We start from the raw sequence: 26,369 nt of genomic DNA, 5'->3' as shown, positions 1-26,369 counted from the left end.
AAGGAGGCGAATAGCGTGGCATTGAAGACTAATACAATCCTTATCTGCGCTGGTGGTGGCTGTATATCAGCAGGTGAAGAGAGTGTAAAACAAGCGCTTGAAAGGAAATTAAAGGAATACGGACTCGATACAGTTGTTTCCGTTGTTGAGACCGGTTGTATGGGTGCGTGTAGCCTTGGACCGCTCGCAATAGTTTACCCAGATGGCGTTTACTATCAGAAGTTAACCCCAAAGGCAGCCGAGAAGATAGTTGAAGAACATATACTAAAGGGTCGTATCGTTCCAGAGTTCTTGTTTGAAGGACAGAAAGAAAAGCTCACAATTAAAGAGAAGGAAAAAGAAGAAGAAATACCATTCTTTGCAAAACAAGTCAAGATAGCTCTTAGAAACGTCGGTGTCGTTGATCCATTGAGCATCGAAGAATACATCGCAAGAGATGGTTACTTTGCGCTTCACAAAGCTCTTACAAAAATGACGCCCGAAGAAGTAATCAAAGAAATAAAGGATAGTGGTTTGAGAGGTAGAGGCGGTGCTGGATTCCCAACTGGCTTGAAATGGGAACTTGCAAGACAACAAAAATCAGACATCAAATACATGATCTGTAACGCTGACGAAGGTGACCCAGGAGCGTTCATGGACAGGTCCATTCTCGAGGGTGACCCACACTCGATAGTTGAAGCGATGACGATTGCAGGTTATGCTATCGGTTCACAACGCGGATTCGTATATGTTCGTGCTGAGTATCCTCTCGCGATCGAAAGGTTGCAAAAGGCAATTGAAACAGCTCACGAATACGGTTTCTTAGGTGAGAACATACTTGGTACTGATTTCTCGTTTGACATTGAAATCAGAATCGGTGCTGGTGCGTTTGTTTGTGGTGAGGAAACAGCATTGATGCACTCTATCGAAGGTAAGAGAGGACAGCCAAGAGTTAAACCACCATTCCCAGTCCAAAAGGGTCTCTGGGCTAAGCCAAGCGTTATTAACAATGTTGAAACTCTGGCATTGGTTGCACCAATCGTTCTAAGAGGCGCATTATGGTTCAAGCAGTACGGTACGGAGAAATCGCCAGGAACGAAAGTTTTCGCTCTCGCAGGAAAGATAAAGAATACAGGTCTTGTTGAAGTCCCGATGGGTATTACTTTACGCGAACTTCTGTACGATATCGGCGGAGGACATCCACAGGGTAAGCAAATTAAAGCCGTCCAGACAGGAGGTCCGAGTGGAGGAGTTATTCCTGCCGAATACTTCGATACACCAGTTGATTACGAATCGCTCGGTAAACTCGGAGCGATTATGGGTTCTGGTGGTATGATAGTTCTCGATGAAGATGACTGTATGGTTGATGTTGCAAAGTTCTTCCTTGAATTCACGGTAGATGAATCTTGTGGTAAGTGTACACCTTGCCGTGAAGGTACAAAAGTAATGTACGACTTACTCGATAAGATAACCAAAGGCGAAGGAACGATGAAGGATATCGAAAAACTCGAAAACTTGGCACAAGTCATCAAAGATTCTTCGCTCTGTGGACTTGGTCAGACAGCTCCGAACCCTGTTCTCTCGACACTAAAATATTATAGGCACGAATACGAAGCACACGTGAAAGATGGAACTTGTCCAGCAAAGAAATGTAAGGCACTGATCAGCTATGTAATATCTGCAGATAAATGTGTAGGCTGTACAGCGTGTGCGAGAGTATGTCCGACGAATGCAATACACGGAGAAGTAAGAAAAGTGCACGAGATTGACCAAGAAGCATGTGTAAGATGCGGAAGCTGTATAGAAGTATGTAGATTTGGAGCGATTAGCAAGGTAACACCAGCTTTAGTCGGAAGTGTAAAGTAATTTGAATAGAGGTGAGCCCCCTTAATAAGGGTAGCTCACCTTTGTTTTTATCATTTTATCAAGCTTAATGTTTTGATAATCTTTTTTCGGGGAGGGAAGGTGTGTGGATCGCTCAACGTTGAAGGCATTATTAGAGGAATTAAAGCATGAGCAGCTTGAAGAGCAAGATGTCCTGATTTACTTACTTCACAAAGTTCAAGACCATTATCAAAGTCATTACATACCACCTGAAGTAGGAGATATGATAGCCGAAGAGCTTAACATTCCGCCATCAAAAGTGTACGAAGTTCTCACTTTTTACACGATGTTCTCTACTAAGCCCAGAGGAAAGTACATCATAAGGGTTTGCACAAGTTTGCCCTGTCATGTTCCGGGCGGGAGAGAGATTGTTGAATTTTTGAAAAACAAACTCGGTGTTGAATTTGGTGAGACGACAAAAGATGGGTTGTTCACACTTGAAGAAACCGGATGCCTTGGTCTTTGCGGTGTCTCACCGGTCATCATGATAAACGACGAATATTATGGGGATTTGACTGTAGAAAAAGTCGAAGAGATATTGAACAACCTAAAAGGTGGTGAGGCAAGATGACACCAATCACCGTTCTTGTCTCTGTGGACAGCAATAGCATACTCTTAGGTGCGAAGGAATTTTCGAATTATCTCAGGACACTTATCGGGGAATTCGGTTTAGATTCAATTGTCACCGTACTTGAAAGTGTTGCCGTAGGTTCTTACAATGGTGTTGTTTTCCACGTACTTCCAGATAATGTATACTACGTTGTTAAGACCAAGGAAGATGTGAAGAAGATAGTTGAAGAACACTTGCTCAAAGGAAGGCAAGTTTGGGATTTGACAGTTAGCAAATCAGAATTAAAAGAGGCAGAAAAGTTCAGCATAAAAGAAGTTAGAATAGTCACCAGAAACATCGGACTCATAGATCCGAGGAACATAGATGAGTATATAGCACGTGATGGTTATTTCGCACTCAGCAAAGCGCTCCAGATGAAGCCAGAAGAAGTTATAAATGAAGTGAAGAAGAGCGGGTTGCGAGGAAGAGGTGGTGCTGGTTTCCCAACAGGTTTGAAATGGGAATTCACAGCCAAAGCGAATGCTGAACAAAAGTATATAGTCTGTAATGCAGACGAGGGAGAACCAGGAACGTTCAAAGATAGATTGATAATGGAGGGAGACCCGCACACCGTTATAGAGGCAATGATCATCGCGGGCTATGCAGTCGGAGCTACGAAGGGATACATATACATCCGAGGCGAATATTACAACTCTGTGGAGAATTTAAAGAAGGCAATAAAAGATGCGTATGAATACGGATTCCTCGGTGAAAATATCCTCGGCAGTGGTTTCGACTTCGACTTAACAGTAAGACTTGGAGCAGGTGCTTATGTATGTGGTGAGGAAACAGCGCTCCTTGAATCGATAGAGGGCAAGTCTGGAAGACCCAGGTTAAAACCGCCTTATCCACCTCAAAGCGGTCTATTCGGAAAACCAACAGTAATTAATAACGTTGAAACTCTGGCAAACGTTCCGCAGATTATCTTGAATGGCGCAGAGTGGTTTAAGAATATTGGCACACCAAATTCGCCTGGTACAAAGGTCTTCTGCCTTGCAGGAGATATAAATAAGCGGGGTATGGTTGAATTACCCATGGGTGTTACTGTAAGACAGGTGCTCTACGGATTTGGTGGAGGTATAAAGGGCGACAAAGGGCTCAAGATGATCCAAACAGGTGGTTTAGCCGGAACGTTTATCGGTCCTGATAAACTTGACGCACCACTCGATTACGATTCAATGAAAAACTACGGTGTTAGCCTTGGTTCTGGTGTTATCTTAGCGATAGACGATACTCACTGTGCTGTTGACATTGCGCTCAACGTTATGGAATTCTTCAGGCACGAATCATGCGGTAAGTGTACGCCATGTAGAGAAGGTACAAGAATCGCATGTGACATACTTGAAAAAATGACGAAATTCCAAGCTACGGAAGAGGATTTAAAATATCTCGAACAGATAGCGTATGTAACAGCAGATGCATCGTTCTGCGGCTTAGGTCAGAGCATTAACGTCCCACTACTATCTCTTATAAACAATTTCAAAAATGAATTCGAAGCCCACGTGAAAGACAAAACGTGTTCCGCTGGTTTGTGCAAAGAAGTAAAACCAAAGAAGGCTACTGTTAAATAGTCTTCTTTATGAAATAGGAAAATGCCCCCTATAAATAATGAAGGGGGCATTTTTTAACAGCATAACTCAACTGCGGAACGATTTTAGCTTGATCAGAAGACTGTAAAGCTTCTTAAAAGATTCATCAGCTTCTTTATCTAATATCTCCTTCAAATACAAAGGCTCTTGTTTCAGTGCAAGTATCCTTTCCTCAATACCTATCAAGTCTTTAGCAAACGGCTTTCTACTTTTCGTATACTTTCTGAAAAACCTTTCTGCTTTTGAATTCTCGAGCGAGATAAAAGGTATTCCAAAATACGCTCCTACAAGTGCAGGATGGAAGCGTTCAGTGATTATGAATTTAGAAGCGAGTATATTGCGGAGCACGCCTTCTGTGTCGTTTGGTTGGTCAAATAAGTGTGCGCCGAGATCTTTGCTTACAAGTAAAGATGTTCTTAGATCGCCTTCTTGTGTGGGACACACAATTATGTTTTGAAAGTATTCTTTCAAGATAATGTATTTTTCAATATTTTCAGCCTTTCTTGGAATGAGAATCAGGTCAAATTTCTTCTCTGGAAATTCTGTTACTGTCTTTAAAAACCTAACAGCAGGATCGCATGAAAGAACAGTATTTGAGTTCAACCGTTTCGCATAGTTAAACGAAACGATATCCCTTGTGAAAAGGTAAACTCTTTTGTTCCTAAGTATGCTTCTCAATATATGTCTGTTGTATGATTTTCTTACAGGTCCAAGGCTGTTACCAAATAGGATAACAGGCTTCTTAAAGATTAAAGCTATATTGATTGTTGCAGCATAATACAGAAAACTCTTCGAACTCGTAATGTCCTGAAGCAATCCCCCGCCACCGTAAACGAGTGCATCAGAATCGAAAATAGAACCTATGAGCTCGAATATATTAAATCTTGAAATTGTATCTTTACTAACGCTTTTTGAAAGTGCGATGGTATAGTCAATCTTATACTTTTTGAAAAAATCCTCCATTGAAAGCCTCATCAATTCATCACCGAAGTTTCCATAACCGTAGTAGCCAGATAGCAGAACTTTCAAGGAAAAATCAACTCCTTTAAAGAATATTGATTTGAGAGACGAAAAAATAAATAGTATAGACCCATATGGGGGGTGACGATTTAATCTATGGTTAAGAAAGTTACCGAGAACGTTTATGTCATTGAGCACGAAGAAGCTGCCAACAATGTTATAATCATCGGTAAAAAAGGTGTTGTGTTAGTCGACACCTCGCTGTTTCCTGAAAAAGCTAAAAGCATAGCAAAGTTCGTCAGGGAATTTACGATGAAAAATATATCGCTTGTGTTTAATACTCATTATCACCCAGACCACACTTTTGGAAATGTTGTTTTTGATGTTCCAGTGGTAGCGCATACGCTTACAAGAGAAAAGATGGAGATGTTTGATCACACCTATTTTGAATCTCTTGGAATAGACTATTTCGAACCGAAACTTCCCGATGTGCTATTCGATGATACTTTTGAGCACGAGGACGGCTTAAAAATTCTTTTCATTCACGGTCCTGGACATACTCCAGACTCTTCTTACATTTACATTCCGAGCGAATCTGTACTCATTACCGGTGACACCGTCATCAATAAAATACACCCGGAAATCGTCTCAGATAGTAATTTAGCAATCTGGTTGAGAACTTTGGAAAAACTTCCAAAAGCCAAATACGTTATACCAGGTCATGGAGATATTGGCGATGCTGAGTCTATCAAAAATATGGCTGATTATATTGGAAAAGTCAAAAAACTTATTTCAGGTGAACTGAACCCGCATGAAATAGAAAACGACCCGAATTTTGCGAACAGGGAACATGCTGAAATGCTCGAGTGGAGTATAAAGAATCTAATTAGTTGACATAATCTCAGCTAAAACGTAAAGAAGCAAAAAGATTATTAATTAATAATTTTCTGGAATTCTTTTAAGTATTCTTCCTGTTTTCTGAACATTTCCTCGGCATTCGTTGAATCGTATTCATGATCATATCCTGCCATGTGAAGTATTGAATGGACGAATACTGTGATTAATTCTTTTTCAAAAGTATTACCAAATTCTTCGGCGTTGCTTTTCACAACGTCGAGGCATATGTATCCTTCAGCATACGGTCCTTCTACACTTTCTATCTCCGCTTCTTCAATGCTTTCGAATTCGTCTCCGGATTCTGATGCTGCATAAACGAAAGTCAAAACATCAGTTGGTCCTTTTTTATGTCTGTACTCCTCGTTCATTGTTGTCATGATTTCTGAGTCTATGAAGACAAAATTGATTCTAACTTCCCCGATTTCTGCTTCTATAATTGAACACAGCTTGGATTTTATCAAATTCAAGAAAGGCTCCAAATCCTTAGGATAATCAAAAAAATCAAGTACTGCACCCATAATAGCACCGCCTTCTGGTATAATTAATAATCAACTTATCGTTTCTATATCCTCATTAATCACGGGGTATTCGATTCTATGTTTAAGCATATTTTCGTAAATCTGCACAAAAGTATCCGTTATGATTTTTAAATCGCTTGTAGTTAGTTCTGTATCTGTTAATTCACCTTCTTGTATTAATTCCACTATTGTCTTTTCAACTACCTGTCTAAAAGCATCCACACTCGGTTCTTTCAGGCTTTTCGAAGTAGCTTCCACTACGTCAGCTATCATCAGTATCCCCATTTCCTTGCTCTTTGGTTTCGGACCAGCGTATGTGTATTGTGCTGGGTCGACTGAACCGCTTTCATTAACAGCCTTTGCATAAAAGTATTTCATTACACGTGTTCCGTGGTGCTGTGGTATAGCCAATTCGATCTGAATAGGTAGTCGATGTTTACGGGCAATTTCTATCCCATCCGTAACGTGTTTCATTATTATACTTTTACTTACTTCCGGCTTCAACGTGTTGTGCGGATTGTTCTCCAGTGATTTCAAGTTCTCCGCAAAGTATTCAGGATTCCGTATCTTCCCGATATCGTGATACATAGCGCATGTTCTAACGAGAACCGCGTTGGCACCGATACTTTCAGCTGCATGTTCTGCGAATTCTGCAACTCTCATACTGTGTTGGTAAGTCCCTGGAGCGTGCAGAGAAAGCGATTTCAGAAGAGGATGATTAATCGTGGCTATCTCGAGAAGACCTATATTTGAATAAACACGCGTTGCGACTTCAATGTATGGCAATAAACCAAGCACCGCGAAAGACGAGAATAGCGGGTTGAGAAACAATATTAAATAGTCTTGCAGGGAGAAGTAGAAATGCCTTACAGGTTCTTGGAAGAGAATCATGATTAAACTAACAACACCTGCTACAAACCCAGCTTTCACTACTTGGATTCGATTTTTAATATTCTTAAGCATCAAATTCGATATGAAAACTTGAGGGAAGAAGTGAAGAAACATGAAGAAATCGTGATGATGAAACGCTGTGGAAAGTGAAAGTATGAGGCCAGCACTCGCACCGAATTCATAATCGATCAACAATGTAATCAACATTGGTGCAATCAATATAGGGATATAACTTATCCCGTACGACTTATAGACGAAAGTATTGAGTGTTGCACCACCCAATAGCGTCGTATAGAAGAGGAGCCTGTAACGTACGTCAAGGTTTATAACATTGGAATTGCGTATGAAATGTTCTATAATCCCGTACCAGATAATTAGTATGAGTATAAATTCATTAGCAAGATCAAGCAAACTGAGATCATATATGTTGTTTGCAACGCTAATAAGCAGTGCGATTATCACACCATCGTACATGAAAGATTCACTTAACAGTACTTCTGTCTTGTGTAGTTTTTGCTCCTTCATCAAATTCTCCCACCTAAAATGCACATTTTTATCTTCTTGCTCTATCAGACCTTTCTGATTTCTCTTCTCTTTCAAATTCGTCGTAAGCCCGAATGATCTTTTTAACCAAAGGATGCCTTACTACATCTGCATCTGTAAGGTACACAAATTCAATACCATCTATTCCCTTGAGTATTTCCTGTGCCACCACAAGTCCGGATCTTTCTTCAATATCTATCTGAGTGATATCTCCCGTAACAATTACCTTCGAACCGAACCCCATACGCGTTAAGAACATCTTCATCTGTTCGTATGTTGTGTTCTGCGCCTCATCAAGTATTATAAATGCGTTATTCAAAGTTCTTCCACGCATGTAAGCTAATGGAGCGATTTCGATTATATTCTTTTCCCGCAAAGATATGAATTTCTCAATACCGAGCATATCGATAAGAGCATCGTAAAGCGGTCTAAGGTAAGGATCTACCTTTTCAGTCAAGTCACCTGGCAGAAAGCCTAACCTCTCGCCAGCTTCCACTGCTGGTCTGGTAAGAACTATCCGCTGTACTTTGCCCGATTTGAGATAATCGACAGCAACAGCCGAAGCCAAATAAGTCTTTCCAGTCCCAGCAGGTCCTATTGCAAATACGACGTCGTTCTTTTCTATAGCGTCGAGGTACTTCTTTTGTCCTTCCGTCTTAGCCTTGACCTTGCCAACTGACTTTTTGTAAACTTCTCTTGGGTTCTCTATCTTCTCGTTCTCTTCAACGATATATTCGAACTCTGTCCAATCCAAAAGATGCCCATCTCTTGTTATATTTATCACTTCTTTTAGTATCTTTTCAACTATATCAAGTGACTTCTCATCCTCGCCCTTCACTCTGATTTCGTTGTCGACTACTGATATTTCCACATTGTACCTTCTTCTCAGATAACGCGCCTTGTTGTCGTATTGTCCAAGTACTTCGATCATCGCAACATCCTGAGGTACCACAATTCTCCTAATGTTCACAACTTCACCTCTCTGAATGTTTACGTTTAGAATTTGTAATTTACTCCCTTAACGAGTATAATTATATCAGAAAAGAGCGAATTTCGTTTAAAATCCATATTAACAATTTTTCCTTACTGTATCATAATAGTTCAGAATAGATTTAAACAGATAATAATCAAAGGAGGAGGTTTAGAAATGGCGATCATAAGTGCATCGATTTTAGCCGCAGATTTGGCACACTTGAAGGACGAAGTTGAAAGAGTTAAGGACCACATCGACGAAATACATCTCGATGTTATGGACGGTCACTTTGTTCCGAATTTGACGTTTGGTTACCCAATGATTGAGGGACTAAGGAAATTCACAAACATGCCAATTGATGCTCATCTTATGGTCACTAACCCAGATTTTCACATAAAGCTTTTTATAGAGAAAGGCGCGACGAGAGTCACTATTCACCAAGAGACTTGCTATCATTTGCACCGAAGTGTCGAGTTCATAAAGTCGCTCGGTGCTGAGGCTTTTGTTGCAATCAATCCTGCAACACCACTAAGCACGCTTGAAGAAATTCTTCCGTACGTCGACGGTATACTCATCATGACTGTAAACCCAGGCTTTTCTGGTCAAAAATTCATACCGAGTATGTGGAGAAAAATAAAAAAGCTTTCGGAAATTAGGAAAGACAATGATTACAAATTAAAGATAGCGGTTGATGGCGGTGTTGGAAACGAAAACGCCCTTGAGTTAGTCAAAAGTGGTGTAGACATCTTAGTGATGGGGTATGGTGTTTTCAGAAACCCGAATCTTCCAGAATTAAGAAAACTTTTGTCTAAAAACGAATAGTTTGGGAGTGATACCTGTATAGTCTGCGTAGCATCTGTCTATTCATTTGAAGGTTCAGTTATAAAGTTTGACGAGTTGTTTAAATGGTGCACTGATAATAATATTGATACAGTGGTGCTCTCGGATACGACACTGTGTGGTGTTGTAAAATTTCTTCACGGAGCAAAGAAACACAACTTAAACGGAATCGTTGGACTTCGAATTGGGGAAAAGACGTATATTGCAAAGAATACAGATGAACTGTACAGATTATTCAGGCTATACAGTAATGGCCAACTAGGCTCTATCGGAACTGAGTTTGATTATATAGAATCGTCACCTGCTTATTTTTTGCCAGGTCAACGTGATTATTTCTTGGCTCTTACAGATTACCTTGGAAAAACACCAAATTTTGTAGAAGAGCTCAAGGATATAAATTACACAAAGCTTGGTTTTGTCCGGTATGAGCTCGTGAGCAATCAAAGACTTTACAGGAGCAAAAATGATTTGCTCTTGGAAATTTTAGCCGAAGAAAAAGAACATCCAGAACGTCTCAAGAAAGAAATAGAAGTTATTAAAAAATTCAGTTTTGAAAATTACTTTCATACTGTGAAGAAAATTGTCGATGTTGCGAGTAAAAATGACATAGAGATTGGTCCGGGAAGGGGAAGCGTTGTAGGAAGCTTGTTGGCATACAGATTGGGAATCACGAAGATCAATCCCGTTGAATTTGGATTGCTCTTTGAGAGATTTCTCAATGAAGGCAGAAGAGATTATCCGGATATCGACATAGACGTTGAAGATCAACAAAGAGGAAGACTTTTAGAGCTTCTTAGAAAAGAATTCGGATATGTGTACAACATAAGCGCTTTTTCAAATATACCAGAAAAACATCTCAAAGAGTTTGGAAAGCTGAGCCAATATCTATCTGATATCCCAGTGCAAAGAACAACACACGCAGCCGGAGTTATAATATCTACTCAAGAAATAAACGCACCTCGCGTTCCAAAAACTAACACATTAGAATGGGATATGAAAGATTTAGAAAGCCTTGGGTATATTAAGTTCGATATCTTAGGTCTCAAGACGCTAAGTGTATTGAAAGAACTCATGAAAGAAGTATTTCCGCAATACTCATCTAATGAGATGTATAAGAGTGTTAAGAACCTGGAAATGACGGACGAAGGAAAAAAGGTCTTCAAGTACATATTTACAGGGTTCAGCGACAATGTCTTTCAACTCGATAGCTATATAGGCAAAGGTGTCCTGCGCGACATCAAACCGAGTACACTGAACGAGCTTGCACTTACTATATCGCTGAACAGGCCAGGACCGCTCAAAGCCGGCATAGTACGAGAAATAAAGCAGATGAAAAGCAAGAACAAATCGAAATACGATATCGACATATTATCTGAGACGTTTGGAATACCAATATACCAAGAGCAGGTTATGAAAATCGCTATGGACTTGGTTGGGCTAACGAGTAGCCAGGCGGACGAGCTGAGAAAGGCTATAGCGAAGAAGGATATATCTGGCATAAAAGAAACGTACAAGCTCTTAGAAAAGCGTTTAGGTGAAGAGTACGGAAACGACGGTACAGAAATCGCACGAACGATACTTGCACTTGGCGAATATGCATTCAATAAATCGCACGCTGTTGCGTATGCCCATATTACTTTCTTAATGGCTTATTTCAAAACCAACTTTCCGAAACTTTTCTACGATGTGTATTTAAAATACGATACCTCTGTTCTTCAAACTGCTGTTTACAATTTACAATCGTTAGGTTACACCGTTTTACCACCATCTGTACCTATTGTTCCTGATAGTAAAGCAAACAGCGAGAAGAAAGAAAATATTTATACTCTGCCACTTTATATTGTTCCTGGAATATCTTATGAAAAATCACTCCAAATATTAAACTATCAATTTAAGAATTTCGAAGATTTTGTCGAAAGCTCCGGACTATCGCTCTCAACCATTGAAGCTCTCTTAAAGATAGGAAGTTTTGATAATATCTTTGATAGCAGAAGGAAGGCTATTCAAAAGCTCAGAACTTTGAGAGATGGAATAAACCCAGAAGTAAAGAAGATTGGTAGTAAGTTATTTGGAAAAGTCATCCCAAAAGATGAGACAAAAACAGAGGCGGAATGGGAAAGAACGCAGATGGAGTATGAAGTAATTGGAGTCAGCCTAACACCACCGACAACAGTTAAGAACCTACTCGCGCCGTATTCTTTGGCGTATTCTCTTGACCTCAACTTTGGTATACACATAGGCGTGAAAGCGGGATTTGGGACTGACGGGAAAAGTGTCTTCAAATCCAATATGCCAGATGGCGAGTATACATTAATCTATCCATATACATATGAGATTGGCAAGAAAAAAGTTGACTACATATTGGAAGAAGAACCGCTGAAAAGCGAGGTTTCAAAATCGCAGAACAAAGAGAACTATGAGAGAATACTCTTCAGTGGAAAATCTATACCGAACGCAAGACCGATAAAAAATTACTTTACTACAAAGTTCAGGGAAGAATAGCATTGCTAAACATATGCACGGTTGAGGAAGCACAGTTTTTAAAGATTGAAAGAAGGTTGATAGTATGAAACGTGAAGCCATGTTTTACGAGCAAATCGGTGATGGGAAGGTAAGATGCTTGTTATGCCCGCACAACTGTGTCATCGATAATGGGCGCACTGGTGTTTGCAAAGCGAGGAGAAACGAAAACGGTAAACTTTTTTCGCTTAATTATAGAGAAGTCACATCTATAGCGCTGGATCCCATCGAAAAAAAGCCACTTTTTCACTTCTACCCCGGGAGCACGATAATCTCCGTCGGCACTTGGGGTTGCAATTTTAAGTGCGAATTTTGCCAGAATTGGGAAATTTCACAACAAAGGCCCTACTATGTGAAAGAATTATTACCTGAAGAACTTCTCGATATAGCCCTTGAATATAAACACGAAGGAAACATAGGAATAGCTTATACTTACAGTGAACCAATTGTCTGGTACGAGTTCGTATATGAAACGTCTAAACTTGCAAAAGAGAAGGACCTTAAGAACGTGCTGGTGACTAATGGATATATCAACGAAGAGCCGTTGAAAACACTCTTACCTTTTATCGACGCCATGAATATTGATTTAAAAGCGTTCAACAACAATTTCTACCGCAAAGTCTGCGGTGGCAATTACGAACAAGTCTTGAAAACTATCGAAACGGGGGTATTTAACAATGTCCATGTGGAAGTAACAACCCTCGTCATACCTGATGGTAACGACAGTCTTAATGAACTCGAAGAAGAGTTCAAGGCTCTTGCGAAAATTTCACCTGACATACCTCTTCATCTTTCCAGATATCATCCTGCTTACAAATACACAAAACCACCGACTAATGTGGAAACACTTAGAGAAATATATCTACTTGCGAAGAGGTATCTCAACTATGTTTATCTTGGGAACGTATGGAACGAAGAATATGAGAGTACGTACTGTCCAAAATGCGGAAGTCTTGTTATAATTAGAAGAGGATACGATGTAAGAATATTGAACCTTAATAAGGAAGGACGGTGCAAAGCGTGCAACAACCAGATCCTAAGGAGATTATGATTTTGAACCGTATCGTAGTTTACTCAGTCATTGTGATATTCCTCGTTGTAATGGCAATATACCTTCTTTTTTTCTCAGGCAAAACGGGGCAATACAACGACTACGAGGACTACATATTTGGAACTTATATCAAGATAAAAATTGCGTCGAAAGTTAACACAAATACTGTCGCAAAGGCGATTTTCAACGAGATGAAAAGGCTTGAGCAGAAATATGACCCGTATAATGAGTCAAGTGTGCTTTATAAGTTAAACAACTCGGAAGACTGGGTCGAAGTTGACGACGAGACATTATCAATTATAGATACCTCTCTCAAACTTGCGCGGTACACAGAAGGTGCTTTTGATCCTTCAATCGGAAGGCTCATAAAACTCTGGGGATTTGATAAATTCACGCAGAATCAGTCAACAAATCAGTTCAAGGTACCAACGGCAACCGAGATAGCCGAAGCTGCCTCGCAGTCCGGTTACCAGAAAATTGCGATTGATTACTTAAATAAAAAGATAAAGACGAACGGAGTATGGATAGACCTCGGTGGTTTATTGAAAGGATACGCATTGAAAAGAGCGTACCAGATAGCGAAAGAATTCGATAAAAATTGCCACGGGTTTATCGAAGCTGGCGGACAGATTATGATACTCGGACCGAAATACAACAAAGCCAACTGGGTGATAGGAATAAGAGACCCAAGAGGTCAACCGGGAGAAAACATTGCTATCGTTTACATGAAAGAAGGTTCGATTGCGACAAGTGGTGATTATGAAAGATTTTTCATAATCGACAACGTTAGGTACCACCACATAATTGACCCGAAGACTGGATACCCGGCAAATAAAGCAGTAAGCGCAACAATAATAAGTGAAGATCCAGTCATTGCGGATGCGTTCTCAACAGCTGCTTTTGTACTTGGGAAGGACAATTGGCTTTTCACAAGGACGGTCTTTACAAAGTATGGTGCGGAAGTTATGATCGTAACGCCTAAGAAAGAACAACTGAGGTCCGACAGATTTTACATATACGAGGTCGCCGATAGATAAATCATTGATATTATTGGTAAATGTAAAACTTATAATCTCAAATAAAACTTAAAAGGGAGGACACTAAGATGAAAAAGCTTAAAAGTTTTGGTGGAAGAAACCTTGGTGGCGGAGGTTCATCACAGGGTATACCAAAGAATTTTGCCGAACTCCAGAGACTGCAAATGAAGATGGAAGAAGAACTCAAAGCGCTTGAAGAATCATTCCAGCAAGAAGAGGTACAAGTTGAAGTTGGTGGAGCTTTGAAGATAATCGCAACCTGTGACAGGAAGATTAAAGAGTTAGTGTACGAAAAAGATCTGCTTGAGGATCTTGATATGTTCAACGACATGCTGAAAACTGCGATGAACGAAATATGGGAAAAGGTGGAAGCTGTTAGGGAAGAAAAGACGAATGCGGTCATTGCAAAGTATAATCCACTTGGTTAATTAGGTAACTTAATTTCTCACAATTGGAGGTTTGAGATGCGTTTTTTGGATAATTTGCATTTTAAAAGACAAGCGTATCTTTACTTGATATTGATAGATTCGCTAATTCTTCTTGCATTTTATGTCTTTAGGACTTTTGTTAACGGTAGCGATATAGCATATCTGTTGTTCGGTGCCCAATACGGTCCGCTTATAAGCCAGGGGCAGTGGTACAGAATAGTAACCGCCATGTTCATGCATGGTGGTTTTTTACATTTAGCATTCAACATGTACGCTCTGTACATCCTCGGAAACTACGCAGAGGGTATATATGGAACTTACAGGTTCTTGGCGTATTTTTTTATCACGGGAATTGTAGGAAACGTAGCAACTCAATTTTTCTACTACGATTCGTTGTCCGTTGGAGCGAGCGGAGGTATCTTTGGTTTAGTTGGGGCGCTCTTCGGTGCTGGTTTCAGAAAAGACACACCGTTCTTCTTGAAATCCATAACGGGCAGTGCCCTGCTTCCGATGATTGTACTTAACGTTGTCCTTGGCTTTATACCCGGTTCCGGCATAAACAACGCGGCACACATAGGCGGACTGCTGAGCGGTATGCTACTTGGTTATACTATTCCTGTTTATTATTCGTACAGAGCAGAGAAAGTGTGGAGAGCGATAGCTATCGGGTTGATTCTCGTCATAGTTCTGAGCTATTTCTGGCTTTTCAAAGATTTAATGTTTTGAGGGTCGTACTTTGAGAACTCTCGCATCCGTGCCATGAGACAGGTTTTGCGAAACTTACGAATCAAAGGGGCTTTCAGCCTATGGCGAAAAAGTCTAAGGATACCTCATCTGCTGTCCGGGTATTATTTGCTTCAAGAGGTTTGTTGTACATGAGTGTAGATGACGGTTTTGCTTTGCCTGAAGATTGGAACGTAATGCTTACAACAGCGCGTAAATGGTACATCGAGACACGCAAAAGCCAGGCGAAATATCAGATTCCAGTCGAGTTGCCGCCTGGGATCTATCAAATTTTTAAAGAAAAACTGACAACCGAAGACGGACAAAAATACGTTAATACAGACTTCGGGCTTGCAAAGGTTGTAGAAGATTGGAAAACTGAGAGGATACTCAGAATGAGTTCTAAATCCGAAGTGTTATTCCGTGTACCGGGCGGCTACAGAGTGTACTACACCTTGAAAGGTAACATGCTCGACCAGTTCTTCGAAATAAACTCTCCTGTCGATAAGGCATACGTAATACTGTCAACAGCATCCGAAGAGCAATACGAAACAAGAGTATTTTACGATAAATCAATGGAAAGAGAAGCTCCTGAAGATGAATGGTACAGGGAATACGATACAAATGGAAGAAAGTTATCTGTACTTGGCAATTTAGAAGGTTTAAAGAATGGAATACATATAAGAAACAAGTCTTTACAAGTTACTCGGCGGGATATCAACTTCATAAGTTTGCGGTACTCCTATTCCTATGACTGGGAACCAGCAGATTACGTTATTGAAGTTAAGACAGACGAAGGAGAGGAATTACCCGCCGGTAAAGTTTACGTATTTTCTGATACAGATGGAAAAAATATTCCAATAGGGTTCGCAAATATGTGGGATATAAGAGAAGAAGGAACAATAAGCCTTTCAAAGAGCTGGCAAATATACCACAGCTGGACCCTCACAAAGTCAACAAAAGCCGGAGAAAGAATGTACATCAATGGCGTGCTAAATCTCAGAGGCAATGGGCTCACCAAGGTTGAAATTTATGCAAAAGGATTGGAAAATCTAACCGTGTCAGATGGTACGATAGTAAAATTGGGAGCAGATTACTCTGAGATTGAATTGTCAGTCTCAAAAACTACAAAAGTTCATATTTCTTTTGATTATCTGATTTAGTAAAACTCTTAGAACAACACGTTCTGAATTAATTACTTAATAAATCCAACAACCTAAAGAGGCGATGCTTATGGTGAAGAAGTTCAACAGTTCATTGTCAGTCATATTTATATTATCACTCTGCTTGTTGCCGAGCGCTTTGAAAGCGGATATCTTGGTACTCTTCAATTCCAACGGCCTATTGTACAAAACCGTAGATGATGGGTTTGTCTTGCCCGAGAATTGGGAAGTGGTCTTGACGACAGCTCAGAAATGGTACGTTGAAACTCGAGAAGTCCAACCAAAGTACCAGATACCAGCTGAATTACCGCTTGGAACTTACCATATGATTGGAGAAAAGCTCGTCGCTGAAGATGGTCAAATTTATGTAAACACACCGTTCGGACTTGCAAAAGTTATTGAATCTGGAAAGAGTGAGAGAATACTTCGAGTCAGTTCGAAATCGGACGTGCTTTTCAGTGTTCCAGGTGGGTACAAGATTTATTACACTCTGAAAAATAACGTGCTCGAGCAATTCTTTGCAATTGACTCTCCAGTAGACAAAGCGTACGTAATTCTTTCAACTGCTCCGGGCGAACAGCAGGTCATGTACAATAAAGTTGCCATGGTTGCTGAAAGCGCTATGGCTGAAGAATACGGAGCTGCGGGAAGAAAAATATTCGTGCTCGGCAATTTAGAAGGTTTGAAAAGAGGAATACACCTCAAGAACAAATCATTACAAATTACCAGACGTGATGTTAATCTGATAAGACTTAGCTACTCTTATTCTTACGACTGGCGACCTGCGGATTACGTTGTTGAAATCAAAACTGGCGAAGAGCTACCAGCAGGAGAAGTCTATGTCTTTTCCGAAATCCTCGGCAACAGTATACCAGTTGGACTTGCGAGGATGCCGGATATAAACAAAGAAGGGAGTCTAACTGTCTCAAAAAGCTGGCAGATATACCATAGCTGGAATCTGATCAAGACAACAAAAGCAGGTGGAAGAGTCTATATTACCGGTGAATTGAATCTTAAGGGTAATGGGCTGACAAAGGTTCAGATATATGCAAAAGGGTTGAGTAACCTCACCGTATCCGGCGGCACAGTGACGAAGTCGACAGCTGACTTGGCAGAAATTGAACTGCCAGTTTCCGGAGTTGCAAAAGTTCAGATTTCTTTCAATTATCTGATTGAGTAAAATAGACTTAAGAAATGGAGGTATCCCGTGAAGCAATCTATAATCAAATTCTTATCAGAAAACTTAATTAGCGTCTCAAAGCCTGCGAGATACATAGGAGGCGAGTACAATAGTGTCGTTAAGGAAGCCAACGAAAAGATACTAAGGGTTGCTCTTGCTTTCCCAGATGTTTACGAGGTTGGAATGTCGCATTACGGACTTGAGATTCTGTATTGGCTCGCTAATGAACTGGATTTTGCCTATGCAGAACGCGTCTTTCTTCCTTGGCCCGATATGATTCAAAAAATGGAAGAAAAGGGAATACCTTTATTTACCCTTGAAACGAAAACTCCAATATATGAAATGGACGTGCTCGGCATATCTCTCGAATACGAACTCTCTTACACGAATGTTCTCAAGTTATTGGAATTGTCGAAAATACCAATAAGATGTTACGACAGGAGAGAAGAGGATCCCATCGTACTTGGAGGAGGTCCCGTTGCTTACAACTGTGAGCCTATTGCAGAGGCTTTTGATGCCATTTACCTTGGCGATGGAGAGGTTAACTTTCAAAATGTTCTGAGAGTGATTAAAGAAACAAAAAGAATAAAACGAGAAGATAGATTAAAAGAACTTGTCAAAATCGATGGCATCTACATACCTATGTTCTATCGTCAGGAGGGCAGTAGAATACTACCGAAGTACGATTTCGCCCCTTCGAAAGTTCGAAGGAATATTCTCAAAGATCTCGATAGTGCTAAATTACCGGAAAGAAAAATCGTTCCACATTTGGAAAGCGTGCACGACAGAGTAGTTGTTGAGATAAGTCGCGGATGCACAAGAGGCTGTAGATTCTGCCATGCTGGTTACGTCTACAGACCTGTTCGTGAGAGAAGTGCGGAAAATATAGAAAAAGGCATTAAGAAGCTCATTGAGAACACTGGTTACGACGAAGTCTCACTCCTCTCGCTCTCCGCATTGGATCACTCACAGATAAATGAAATAGTAGACAGATTGATGCCCTATGTCAAAGAACGTACACTCTCGATCTCTATTCCATCAACCCGAGTAGACGCATTCAATATAAAGCTTGCTGAAAAGATATCGACAGTTCGAAAAACTGGCTTGACCTTCGCGCCTGAGGCCGGTAGCCAGAAGATGCGCGATGCTATAAACAAACAAATAAACTTAGAAGACATACTTGCAACTGCTCAGGAGGCTAAGAGAGCTGGTTGGAGGAGGATAAAACTTTACTTTATGGTTGGTTTTCCCAACGAAACCGAAGAAGACATACAGGAAATAGGAGAGATAGTCAAAAAGATTAAAAACTTAGGCTTTTCAGATATCACCGCATCAATCAATTTGCTGATACCAAAACCGCACACAGCTTTCCAATTCGCAAGACTTCAAAGTCCTGAGTACATGGATATGGTGAAAAAAATCTTATCACCATACAGAAAATTTGGAAAATTAGACATAAACGACGGAAAAAAGAGTTTTATCGAAGGAATTCTCTCAAGAGGTGATAGAAAACTCTTCCCTGTCATTGAAAAAGTCTACAAAGAGGGTTATTATGATGAATGGGGGGAGTATTTCTCATTCGAAAAGTGGACTAAATATTTCCAAGAGATAAATATAGAAAGCTACCGTGGTCCATATGAACTCGTGGACTTTCCATGGGATCACCTTGATACAGGCGTAAGCAAAGAGTTTTTGTGGGATGAGTACAAGAATTATTTCGGTGCAACAACGACGAAAGATTGCAGAAACGGTTGTACACTTTGCAGGGTTTGTTTCGACTACAAAGTTTCAAATGCAATTAAAGGGAGGAAGTAAATATGAGCAGGTTGCACCCAAAAGTTTTTAAAGTGCCTATTGATCGCATAAGGATGGGGTATTATTCAGATAAATACTTCACGCGCTACGTTGAGGTTTTGAAAAAAGACGACAGACATCCGAGGGTATACTATCAGTTCTTCCCGAGGGATAACGCCGTTGTCTGTGGCGTTGATGAGGCATTGGCAATTTTAAGGTACTGCACAGGGTATTACGAAAACGAACAAGAAGCGAAAAGGCTTTACAACGAAATCTTGAATTTGGACAGAGCGATGCAGAGTCTATCTGTCGAGGGTGATGTAGAGAAAATTGTTGAACTCACAAGAAAAAAATGGGACCTAAGGCTTAAGTTGAACGAACTGTGGGTAGATAAATGGGATGAGATTGAAGTTAGAGCAGTCTACGATGGCGAATACGTTCCTGATGGTGAGCCTTTGATGACTATCGAAGGCGACCCAATCTATTTTGGGTATCTTGAGACAGTGTTGCTCGGTGTCATAGCAAGGGCAACGAGTACGGCAACTGCCGTAAAGAGAGTAGTCGAAGCAGCTAACGGTAAACCAATCCTGTTCTTCAGTGCAAGATTTGACCATTATTGGGTGCAAGCAACCGACGGATATGCAGCACTTAAAGCCGGAGCGTTTGGAGTATCGACAGATGCAAATGCGGACTATTGGGGTGTTGAGTCTATGGGTACAATTCCTCATGCACTAATTGCAGCGTATGATGGCAGTACGGAAGACGCTGCGATCGCATTTGATAAATACATGCCAGAAAACGTCAACAGGATAGTCTTGGTAGATTGGGATAACGATGTAATAGGTACGACATTTAGAGTTGTGAAGAAACAGTACGAATATGTAATGGGAAAACCGTTCATCCTTGGTGAAACGGATCCATCTCCGATTATAGGACCCGGAAAGAATAAAATATGGGGTGTCAGATTCGACACGTCTGGAAGTTTGAGAGATAAGTCGGTTACACCAATAGGACCACAGTCATTTGGAGTGTGCCCCGAGTTGGTCTGGAAAGCAAGGCAAGAATTCGATAAGGTAGGGCTCAAAGCTTTGAAGATAGTTGTCTCTGGAGGCTTTGATGAGGAAAAGATTAAACTTTTCGAAAATCTTGGCGTGCCTGCCGATGTCTATGGTGTGGGTTCAAAACTCCTTAAGAAAAAGATAGATATCACCGCAGATATCGTGGAAGTGAATGGAAAACCGTGCGCAAAAGTGGGAAGATACAAAAAAGATGCTTCGCATCTGAAAATTGTTACTAAACGCTACTGGGAAGAATAAACAAGCATTGCGATATTTTTCGAACGATAGTAGACTGAAATTAAGCATATGGAAAAATAGTGAATATTCCGATTAATTTGCATTGGAGTGAAACAAAAGGTGTGGAAAATCGTTAGGAGCACGATAGGTGAGGTCGAAGCGAGGTTGATTGAAAAATTCCTTACTGCGTACAATATACCGGTCATAGTTCAAAAGACCGACGTTTTTGTGCATCCTATTTTTGGTAGTAGTGCTCAATGCGAGGTTCTTGTCCCAGAAGAGTTTTATGAAGAAGCGAGCAATTTGATTAATGAGGAGGGAGTTTCCGTGAAATACACACCACTTTACGACGAACACGTCAAACTCGGTGCTAAAATGGTCGAATTTGCTGGTTACTACATGCCACTGCAGTACGAAGGCATAGTAAATGAAGTAAATCTTGTAAGAAGAGAAGTTGGGATGTTCGATGTATCCCACATGGGAGAATTCATATGCGAAGGTCCTGATGCAGTAAAATTTGCAAGTTACGTTGTGACGAATGATTTTGGCTCTATCAATTTTGGTGACGTTATTTACACCGCTATGTGTAACGAAAACGGCGGTTTTGTAGATGATTTATTGGTTTACAAAATAGCACCTGAGAAGGTGATGTTCGTTGTTAATGCCGCCAATATATCAAAAGACTTCAACCATATCTCAAAGCTTGCTGAAAAGTTCAACGTCAAACTGAGCGACATTTCTGACGAAACTGGTCTGATAGCTGTCCAAGGACCGTTGACACAAGAGAAACTTCAGCCATATACCAATCTAAATCTTGAGGAAATCGGATACTATTCGTTCAAAGAAGGAGAAATTTTCGGAGTTAAAGGCATCATTTCAAGAACTGGTTACACCGGTGAAGATGGGTTTGAATTGTACATCCCTGCGAATCAGACAGCTTTTGTCTGGAGAAAACTGCTCGAAATAGGAATCAAACCTGCAGGGTTGGGTGCAAGAGATGTGCTCCGTTTAGAAGCTGGGTTACTCCTGTACGGGAACGACATGGACGATACAATCACACCTCTTGAGGCATCGATACCGTGGGCTGTGAAATTTGAAAAAGGAGAATTCCATGGTAAAGAGGCGCTCTTAAAACAAAAAGAAGAAGGACTGAAAAGAAGGCTCAGGGGACTTACTCTCGATACAAAACTCGTCCCAAGACACAATATGGAAGTTTACAAGCACGGCAACAAAATTGGGTACGTAACAAGTGGCACGTTCTCTCCAACTCTAAACAAACCAATTGCCTTTGCTCTGATTGATGCGGGTATAAAACTTGGTGACACCGTTCAGGTATTGATAAGGGACAAGTACGTTGACGCAACTGTTGTAAAAACACCGTTCTACCGTGGTAGCGTGAAATCAAAAAAATAAACTCAACATAAAACATGTCATTGAATTTTGAAAAGGGGTGAAAAGCGTGCACAGATACATACCTCATACGGAAGAAGAAATTAAGCAGATGTTGGAAGAAATAGGTGTGAAGAGCATCGATGACTTGTTTGTTGATGTGCCAAAGACGATAGATGGTTACAACATACCAGAAGGCAAAGATGAATTCACAGTCAGAAAATTGGTAGGAGCTCTCGCTAAAGAAAACATCAGTTTTGAGCCCGAGAATGTTTTCATGGGCGCAGGTATATACTACCACTATATCCCAACGGTTGTAAAACACCTCGCATCAAATCCGAATTTTGTGACAGCTTATACGCCATACCAAGCTGAGGTATCACAAGGAACATTGCAGATGCTTTTTGAATACCAAACGATGATGTGTGAACTCACCGGAATGGAAGTTGCCAACTCTTCCATGTACGACGGGGCGAGCGCATTCGCAGAGAGCCTCTTGATGGCAACGAGAATAACGGGCAAAACGAAAATGTTAGTTGCAAAAACCATTAATCCTGAATACAGAACGGTCGCGAAAACTTACACGAAGCCACTTGATATTGCTATCGAAGAAATCGGATACGATGATACTGGAAAGATAGATATTAATGCGTTAAAAGAAAAATTGTCCGACGAAGTTGCGGCAGTTGCGGTGGCATATCCTAACTTCTTCGGAATTGTTGAAGACTTAAAATCTATAAGGGAAACAATTCCTCAGAACGTTGTATTCATAGTCGTTGCCGAACCTGTATCACTGGCGTTGCTTGAAGCACCTGGTAAATTTGGTGCGGACATAGTTGTGGGTGAAGGTCAATCGCTCGGTGTCACTCCAAATCTTGGCGGACCTGGCATAGGTTTCTTCACAACGCTTGAAAAACATGTCAGAAAGATGCCGGGAAGATTAATCGGTGAAACAAAGGATATAGAAGGAAAAAAGGGTTACGTCATGATTCTCCAAACAAGAGAACAGCACATAAGAAGGGAAAAAGCAACATCAAACATCTGCTCTAACCAAGCCTACATTGCACTGATCAACGCAATTTACCTTTCGACAATGGGACCACAAGGATTAAAAGAAGTTGCCTATCGTTCTTACAACAACGCGCATGTTTTGGCAAAGAAACTTGAAGAGAAAGGCATTAAGAGAATATTCACAGGTGAATTCTTTAACGAATTCGTTGTGAGAGTACCTGAGAGCTACAGGGCAAGATGGCATGAGATGGTAAAGGATGGAATATTGGGACCAATACCAATAGACAGAGTATACAAAGAACTTGGACCGAGCGCACTCGTCTGCTCAACAGAAGTCAACACAAAAGAATCGATTGAAAGACTTGTTGAGGTGATGTCAAAATGACGATCTTTGAAAAATCCACACGCGGAAGAAAAGGTTACGAGCTTCCTGAATACGATGTCGACAAGCTTGAAATTAAATTGCCAGAACATCTTGTGAGAAAGTCTGAACCCATGCTTCCAGAAGTCTCAGAAGTTGATGTTGTGAGGCACTACACCGATTTAGCTTCCAAGAACTATTCCGTTGATAGGGGATTTTACCCGCTCGGTTCATGTACGATGAAGTACAATCCTAAAATTAATGAAGACATGGCTTCTCTATTTGCAAATTTACACCCAATGCAACCAAGAGAAACGATAACTGGTGCGGTAAAACTGATGGGGCATTTGAAAGAATTACTGTGTGAAATCACCGGTACAGACGATATGACGCTGCAACCGGCAGCCGGTGCACACGGTGAGCTGACAGGGTTACTTATTGCAAGAGCGTACTTCGAAGACAAAGGAGAGCTTGAAAAGAGAAAGAAAGTCTTAGTGCCAGATAGCGCACACGGAACGAATCCAGCGTCTGCTGCGATGGCGGGTTTCGAAGTTGTTGAACTGAAATCTGGTGAAGACGGTTGCGTGAATTTGGAAGAATTGAAGACTCATTTGGACGAATCTGTTGCAGTAATAATGCTCACAAATCCAAATACACTTGGGCTTTTCGAAAAAGACATCTTGACGATTGCCAAGATGGCGCATGAAGTTGGCGCGTTGTTGTACTACGACGGTGCAAATCTCAATGCTATTATGGGAAGAACGAGGCCCGGAGATATGGGTTTTGATATAGTCCACCTCAACCTGCACAAGACATTCAGCACGCCACATGGCATGGGCGGTCCAGGCAGTGGTCCGATAGGTGTAAAAGCACGCCTTGCACCTTACTTGCCGATACCAGTTATGAAAAAGACAGAAAGAGGATACGACCTCGACTATAACTTGCCGAAATCGATAGGAATGGTTAGGTCATTCTATGGCAACTTCTTAGTCATGGTCAAAGCTTACACGTATATACTAACAATGGGTAACAAAGGCTTGAAACATGTCAGCGACATGGCTGTCTTGAACGCAAATTACCTCAGGGCAAAATTGTCCAAACTATACAACGCTTCCCATGACAGAATGTGCATGCACGAGTTTGTGATTGATAACGAAGAATTTGTAAAGAAAACCGGAGTAAAAACGCTGGATATAGCAAAGAGATTGTTGGATTATGGTTTGCACGCTCCAACTGTTTACTTCCCACTTATTGTGCACGAAGCTATCATGATTGAGCCGACTGAAACGGAAAGCAAGATGACACTCGATACATTTGTAGATGCTATGGAAAAGATATACGAAGAAGCCACCACAAAGCCAGAATTAGTCAAAGGTGCTCCATACTCAACGCCAGTCAGAAGGTTGGACGATGTTAACGCAACGAAGTACCCAATTTTCAGATACAAAAAATAGGCGGTGAGATTTCATGCATCCAACAGAGCAGATACTACCTTCTAAGACACTCGAAATAGATGCACTTGCCAAAAAACTCATTTCTGAGGGGAAAGATGTAATAAACTTCACTGTGGGCGAGCCGGATTTCGAAACGCCAAAGAATATAGTTGAAAAAGCCATTGAAGCTCTTCAAAAAGGTCTTACAAAATATACAGACAGCAATGGAATTCCACAATTACGAGAAGCCATATCGAATTATCTTAGAGAAAAGAAGAATGTCCACTACACCCCAGACGAAATAGTCGTTAGCAACGGCGGGAAACAAGCGCTTTTCAACGCATTCTCCGCCATACTCAACGAAGGCGACGAAGTGCTCATGTTCGCACCACTCTGGGTAAGCTACGTTCCACAAGTTCTGCTTTCAAGAGGCAAACCAGTGGTGGTACGCACCAAATTCGAAAACGAATTTGTGCCGACAAAAGATGAAATATTGTCTCACCTGACGGAGAAAACGAAGATTATTCTTGTCAATTCGCCAAATAATCCGACAGGCGGAGTCTATGACAAAGAAATACTTATGACAATTGCAGAAATAGCAAACGAAAGAAAAATATTCGTGATAAGCGACGAAGTTTACGACGATTTAGTCTACGACGGTAACCACATTTCTCTGTATGGGCTTGTGAACGATGACTTACTCATATATGTCAACGCGTTCAGCAAATCACATGCCATGACAGGCTGGCGAGTTGGGTACACAGCCACTAAGAACAAAGAAATAAAGAAAAGAATATCAAAAATACAGAGCCACGTTAGCTCAAACATAAATACACCAGCTCAGTATGCGGCTATTGAGGCTTGCAGGACAAATAACACATACATGATTGATGAATTCAAAAAGCGCAGAGCGTTTATTCTTAGCAAGGCAAGAGAATACGGCCTTGAATACGTAGAACCGAAAGGTGCGTTTTATTTGTTCTTCAAAGTATCTGGAGACGATGAGCAATTTTGCAAGAAACTCTTAGAAGAAAAACTTGTTGCGACAGTTCCAGGAAGCGCTTTCGAAATGCCAGGCTTTGTAAGGATAAGTTTTGCCACTTCAATAGATAAAATCGAGGAAGGAATGAAGCGAATAAAGGAATTTTTGGAAAATATCTGAAGTTTATGGAGCTATAAGTTGACAACAATGGGGATGCGATTGAGCATCCCCATTTTTTTGGCCTTGCAATGTAGTATTCTCTTAACTTAAGTCCATCAAAGTTAAAATACGATACAAGATGTCTTAACTAAATGATGG

General features: G+C 40.8%; 22 protein-coding genes. 18 read left to right on the top strand and 4 right to left on the bottom strand.

Annotated features, from left to right (window positions below):
* Positions 1-15: 15 nt before the first annotated feature.
* From nuoF (BUA11_RS04480) to nuoF (BUA11_RS04470), 3 genes are all read left to right on the top strand, one after another.
* Positions 16-1,845, top strand: coding sequence for an NADH-quinone oxidoreductase subunit NuoF (gene nuoF / locus BUA11_RS04480; protein ID WP_072758823.1), 1,830 nt, complete (start codon positions 16-18; stop codon positions 1,843-1,845).
* Between the two features lie 103 nt (positions 1,846-1,948).
* Positions 1,949-2,434, top strand: a complete 486-nt coding sequence (nuoE, locus tag BUA11_RS04475) for an NADH-quinone oxidoreductase subunit NuoE (RefSeq protein ID WP_072758821.1) — start codon at positions 1,949-1,951, stop codon at positions 2,432-2,434.
* On the top strand, positions 2,431-4,044 hold the full coding sequence (gene nuoF / locus BUA11_RS04470; RefSeq protein WP_072758819.1) for an NADH-quinone oxidoreductase subunit NuoF: 1,614 nt from the start codon (positions 2,431-2,433) through the stop codon (positions 4,042-4,044). Before nuoE ends, nuoF (BUA11_RS04470) begins: the two co-directional genes overlap by 4 nt.
* Positions 4,045-4,110: 66 nt before the next feature.
* Here the strand turns inward: nuoF (BUA11_RS04470) and BUA11_RS04465 are convergent, their stop codons facing one another.
* Complete coding sequence (locus tag BUA11_RS04465) at positions 4,111-5,091, bottom strand: polysaccharide pyruvyl transferase family protein (RefSeq protein ID WP_072758817.1); 981 nt, start codon at positions 5,089-5,091, stop codon at positions 4,111-4,113.
* Between the two features lie 87 nt (positions 5,092-5,178).
* On the opposite strand from BUA11_RS04465, the gene BUA11_RS04460 reads away from it, so the two are divergent.
* Positions 5,179-5,916 carry an MBL fold metallo-hydrolase gene (locus BUA11_RS04460; protein ID WP_072758815.1) on the top strand — a complete coding sequence of 246 codons (738 nt, stop codon included), beginning with the start codon at positions 5,179-5,181 and terminating at the stop codon, positions 5,914-5,916.
* Between the two features lie 38 nt (positions 5,917-5,954).
* On the opposite strand, the gene ybeY is transcribed toward BUA11_RS04460, so the two are convergent.
* Genes ybeY through BUA11_RS04445 form a run of 3 tightly spaced genes read right to left on the bottom strand, consistent with a single transcriptional unit; the run spans position 5,955 to position 8,802 of the window.
* Complete coding sequence (gene ybeY, locus BUA11_RS04455; protein WP_072758813.1) at positions 5,955-6,437, bottom strand: rRNA maturation RNase YbeY; 483 nt, start codon at positions 6,435-6,437, stop codon at positions 5,955-5,957.
* A gap of 30 nt (positions 6,438-6,467) precedes the next feature.
* The gene (locus BUA11_RS04450; protein WP_084634359.1) at positions 6,468-7,853 is read right to left on the bottom strand and encodes an HDIG domain-containing metalloprotein; all 1,386 of its coding nucleotides are present in this window, start codon (positions 7,851-7,853) and stop codon (positions 6,468-6,470) included.
* 28 nt (positions 7,854-7,881) lie between these two features.
* A complete protein-coding gene (locus tag BUA11_RS04445; protein WP_072759169.1) occupies positions 7,882-8,802 on the bottom strand; it encodes a PhoH family protein in 921 nt (306 codons plus the stop codon).
* A 216-nt stretch (positions 8,803-9,018) separates the two neighbouring features.
* On the opposite strand from BUA11_RS04445, the gene rpe reads away from it, so the two are divergent.
* From rpe to aspC, 14 genes are all read left to right on the top strand, one after another.
* Positions 9,019-9,666 (top strand): ribulose-phosphate 3-epimerase, encoded by a 648-nt coding sequence (gene rpe / locus BUA11_RS04440; RefSeq protein WP_072758810.1) that lies wholly within the window; start codon positions 9,019-9,021, stop codon positions 9,664-9,666.
* A gap of 75 nt (positions 9,667-9,741) precedes the next feature.
* Complete coding sequence (locus BUA11_RS04435; protein WP_245789521.1) at positions 9,742-12,186, top strand: DNA polymerase III subunit alpha; 2,445 nt, start codon at positions 9,742-9,744, stop codon at positions 12,184-12,186.
* 64 nt (positions 12,187-12,250) lie between these two features.
* The gene (amrS, locus tag BUA11_RS04430; protein WP_072758806.1) at positions 12,251-13,255 is read left to right on the top strand and encodes an AmmeMemoRadiSam system radical SAM enzyme; all 1,005 of its coding nucleotides are present in this window, start codon (positions 12,251-12,253) and stop codon (positions 13,253-13,255) included.
* Positions 13,252-14,292 carry an FAD:protein FMN transferase gene (locus tag BUA11_RS04425; protein WP_143145275.1) on the top strand — a complete coding sequence of 347 codons (1,041 nt, stop codon included), beginning with the start codon at positions 13,252-13,254 and terminating at the stop codon, positions 14,290-14,292. The genes amrS and BUA11_RS04425 overlap by 4 nt, the downstream gene beginning before the upstream one ends.
* A gap of 68 nt (positions 14,293-14,360) precedes the next feature.
* Positions 14,361-14,720 (top strand): YbaB/EbfC family nucleoid-associated protein, encoded by a 360-nt coding sequence (locus BUA11_RS04420; RefSeq protein ID WP_072758802.1) that lies wholly within the window; start codon positions 14,361-14,363, stop codon positions 14,718-14,720.
* A 36-nt stretch (positions 14,721-14,756) separates the two neighbouring features.
* Positions 14,757-15,446, top strand: coding sequence for a rhomboid family intramembrane serine protease (locus BUA11_RS04415; protein ID WP_072758801.1), 690 nt, complete (start codon positions 14,757-14,759; stop codon positions 15,444-15,446).
* Positions 15,447-15,526: 80 nt separating this feature from the next.
* On the top strand, positions 15,527-16,606 hold the full coding sequence (locus tag BUA11_RS04410) for a hypothetical protein (protein ID WP_143145274.1): 1,080 nt from the start codon (positions 15,527-15,529) through the stop codon (positions 16,604-16,606).
* A gap of 70 nt (positions 16,607-16,676) precedes the next feature.
* Entirely contained in the window at positions 16,677-17,786 is a 1,110-nt protein-coding gene (locus BUA11_RS04405) for a hypothetical protein (RefSeq protein WP_072758797.1), read from the top strand.
* Positions 17,787-17,813: 27 nt separating this feature from the next.
* Positions 17,814-19,601 carry a TIGR03960 family B12-binding radical SAM protein gene (locus BUA11_RS04400; protein WP_143145273.1) on the top strand — a complete coding sequence of 596 codons (1,788 nt, stop codon included), beginning with the start codon at positions 17,814-17,816 and terminating at the stop codon, positions 19,599-19,601.
* Between the two features lie 2 nt (positions 19,602-19,603).
* Positions 19,604-20,896: a nicotinate phosphoribosyltransferase gene (locus BUA11_RS04395; protein WP_072758795.1), complete on the top strand. Its 1,293-nt coding sequence runs from the start codon at positions 19,604-19,606 to the stop codon at positions 20,894-20,896.
* Positions 20,897-20,995: 99 nt separating this feature from the next.
* Positions 20,996-22,288 carry a glycine cleavage system aminomethyltransferase GcvT gene (gcvT, locus tag BUA11_RS04390; protein WP_143145272.1) on the top strand — a complete coding sequence of 431 codons (1,293 nt, stop codon included), beginning with the start codon at positions 20,996-20,998 and terminating at the stop codon, positions 22,286-22,288.
* A gap of 46 nt (positions 22,289-22,334) precedes the next feature.
* Positions 22,335-23,660 (top strand): aminomethyl-transferring glycine dehydrogenase subunit GcvPA, encoded by a 1,326-nt coding sequence (gene gcvPA, locus BUA11_RS04385; RefSeq protein ID WP_072758793.1) that lies wholly within the window; start codon positions 22,335-22,337, stop codon positions 23,658-23,660.
* The gene (gene gcvPB / locus BUA11_RS04380) at positions 23,657-25,090 is read left to right on the top strand and encodes an aminomethyl-transferring glycine dehydrogenase subunit GcvPB (RefSeq protein ID WP_072758791.1); all 1,434 of its coding nucleotides are present in this window, start codon (positions 23,657-23,659) and stop codon (positions 25,088-25,090) included. Before gcvPA ends, gcvPB begins: the two co-directional genes overlap by 4 nt.
* A 13-nt stretch (positions 25,091-25,103) precedes the next feature.
* A complete protein-coding gene (gene aspC, locus BUA11_RS04375; RefSeq protein WP_072758789.1) occupies positions 25,104-26,231 on the top strand; it encodes an aspartate aminotransferase in 1,128 nt (375 codons plus the stop codon).
* Positions 26,232-26,369: the final 138 nt, after the last annotated feature.

Origin of the sequence: Fervidobacterium gondwanense DSM 13020, from assembly GCF_900143265.1 — a bacterium.
GTDB classification, from domain to species: domain Bacteria; phylum Thermotogota; class Thermotogae; order Thermotogales; family Fervidobacteriaceae; genus Fervidobacterium; species Fervidobacterium gondwanense.
This window is presented reverse-complemented; position numbering and strand designations above follow the sequence as displayed.

Bases quoted from the DNA above. Each gene is read 5' to 3' on its own strand.
- nuoF (WP_072758819.1), top strand. From the start codon at position 2,431: ATGACACCAATCACCGTTCTTGTCTCTGTGGACAGCAATAGCATACTC.
- BUA11_RS04460 (WP_072758815.1), top strand. From the start codon at position 5,179: ATGGTTAAGAAAGTTACCGAGAACGTTTATGTCATTGAGCACGAAGAA.
- ybeY (WP_072758813.1), bottom strand. From the start codon at position 6,437: ATGGGTGCAGTACTTGATTTTTTTGATTATCCTAAGGATTTGGAGCCT.
- BUA11_RS04450 (WP_084634359.1), bottom strand. From the start codon at position 7,853: ATGAAGGAGCAAAAACTACACAAGACAGAAGTACTGTTAAGTGAATCT.
- BUA11_RS04445 (WP_072759169.1), bottom strand. From the start codon at position 8,802: ATGATCGAAGTACTTGGACAATACGACAACAAGGCGCGTTATCTGAGA.
- rpe (WP_072758810.1), top strand. From the start codon at position 9,019: ATGGCGATCATAAGTGCATCGATTTTAGCCGCAGATTTGGCACACTTG.
- amrS (WP_072758806.1), top strand. From the start codon at position 12,251: ATGAAACGTGAAGCCATGTTTTACGAGCAAATCGGTGATGGGAAGGTA.
- BUA11_RS04425 (WP_143145275.1), top strand. From the start codon at position 13,252: ATGATTTTGAACCGTATCGTAGTTTACTCAGTCATTGTGATATTCCTC.
- BUA11_RS04420 (WP_072758802.1), top strand. From the start codon at position 14,361: ATGAAAAAGCTTAAAAGTTTTGGTGGAAGAAACCTTGGTGGCGGAGGT.
- BUA11_RS04415 (WP_072758801.1), top strand. From the start codon at position 14,757: ATGCGTTTTTTGGATAATTTGCATTTTAAAAGACAAGCGTATCTTTAC.
- BUA11_RS04410 (WP_143145274.1), top strand. From the start codon at position 15,527: ATGGCGAAAAAGTCTAAGGATACCTCATCTGCTGTCCGGGTATTATTT.
- BUA11_RS04405 (WP_072758797.1), top strand. From the start codon at position 16,677: ATGGTGAAGAAGTTCAACAGTTCATTGTCAGTCATATTTATATTATCA.
- BUA11_RS04395 (WP_072758795.1), top strand. From the start codon at position 19,604: ATGAGCAGGTTGCACCCAAAAGTTTTTAAAGTGCCTATTGATCGCATA.
- gcvPB (WP_072758791.1), top strand. From the start codon at position 23,657: ATGACGATCTTTGAAAAATCCACACGCGGAAGAAAAGGTTACGAGCTT.
- aspC (WP_072758789.1), top strand. From the start codon at position 25,104: ATGCATCCAACAGAGCAGATACTACCTTCTAAGACACTCGAAATAGAT.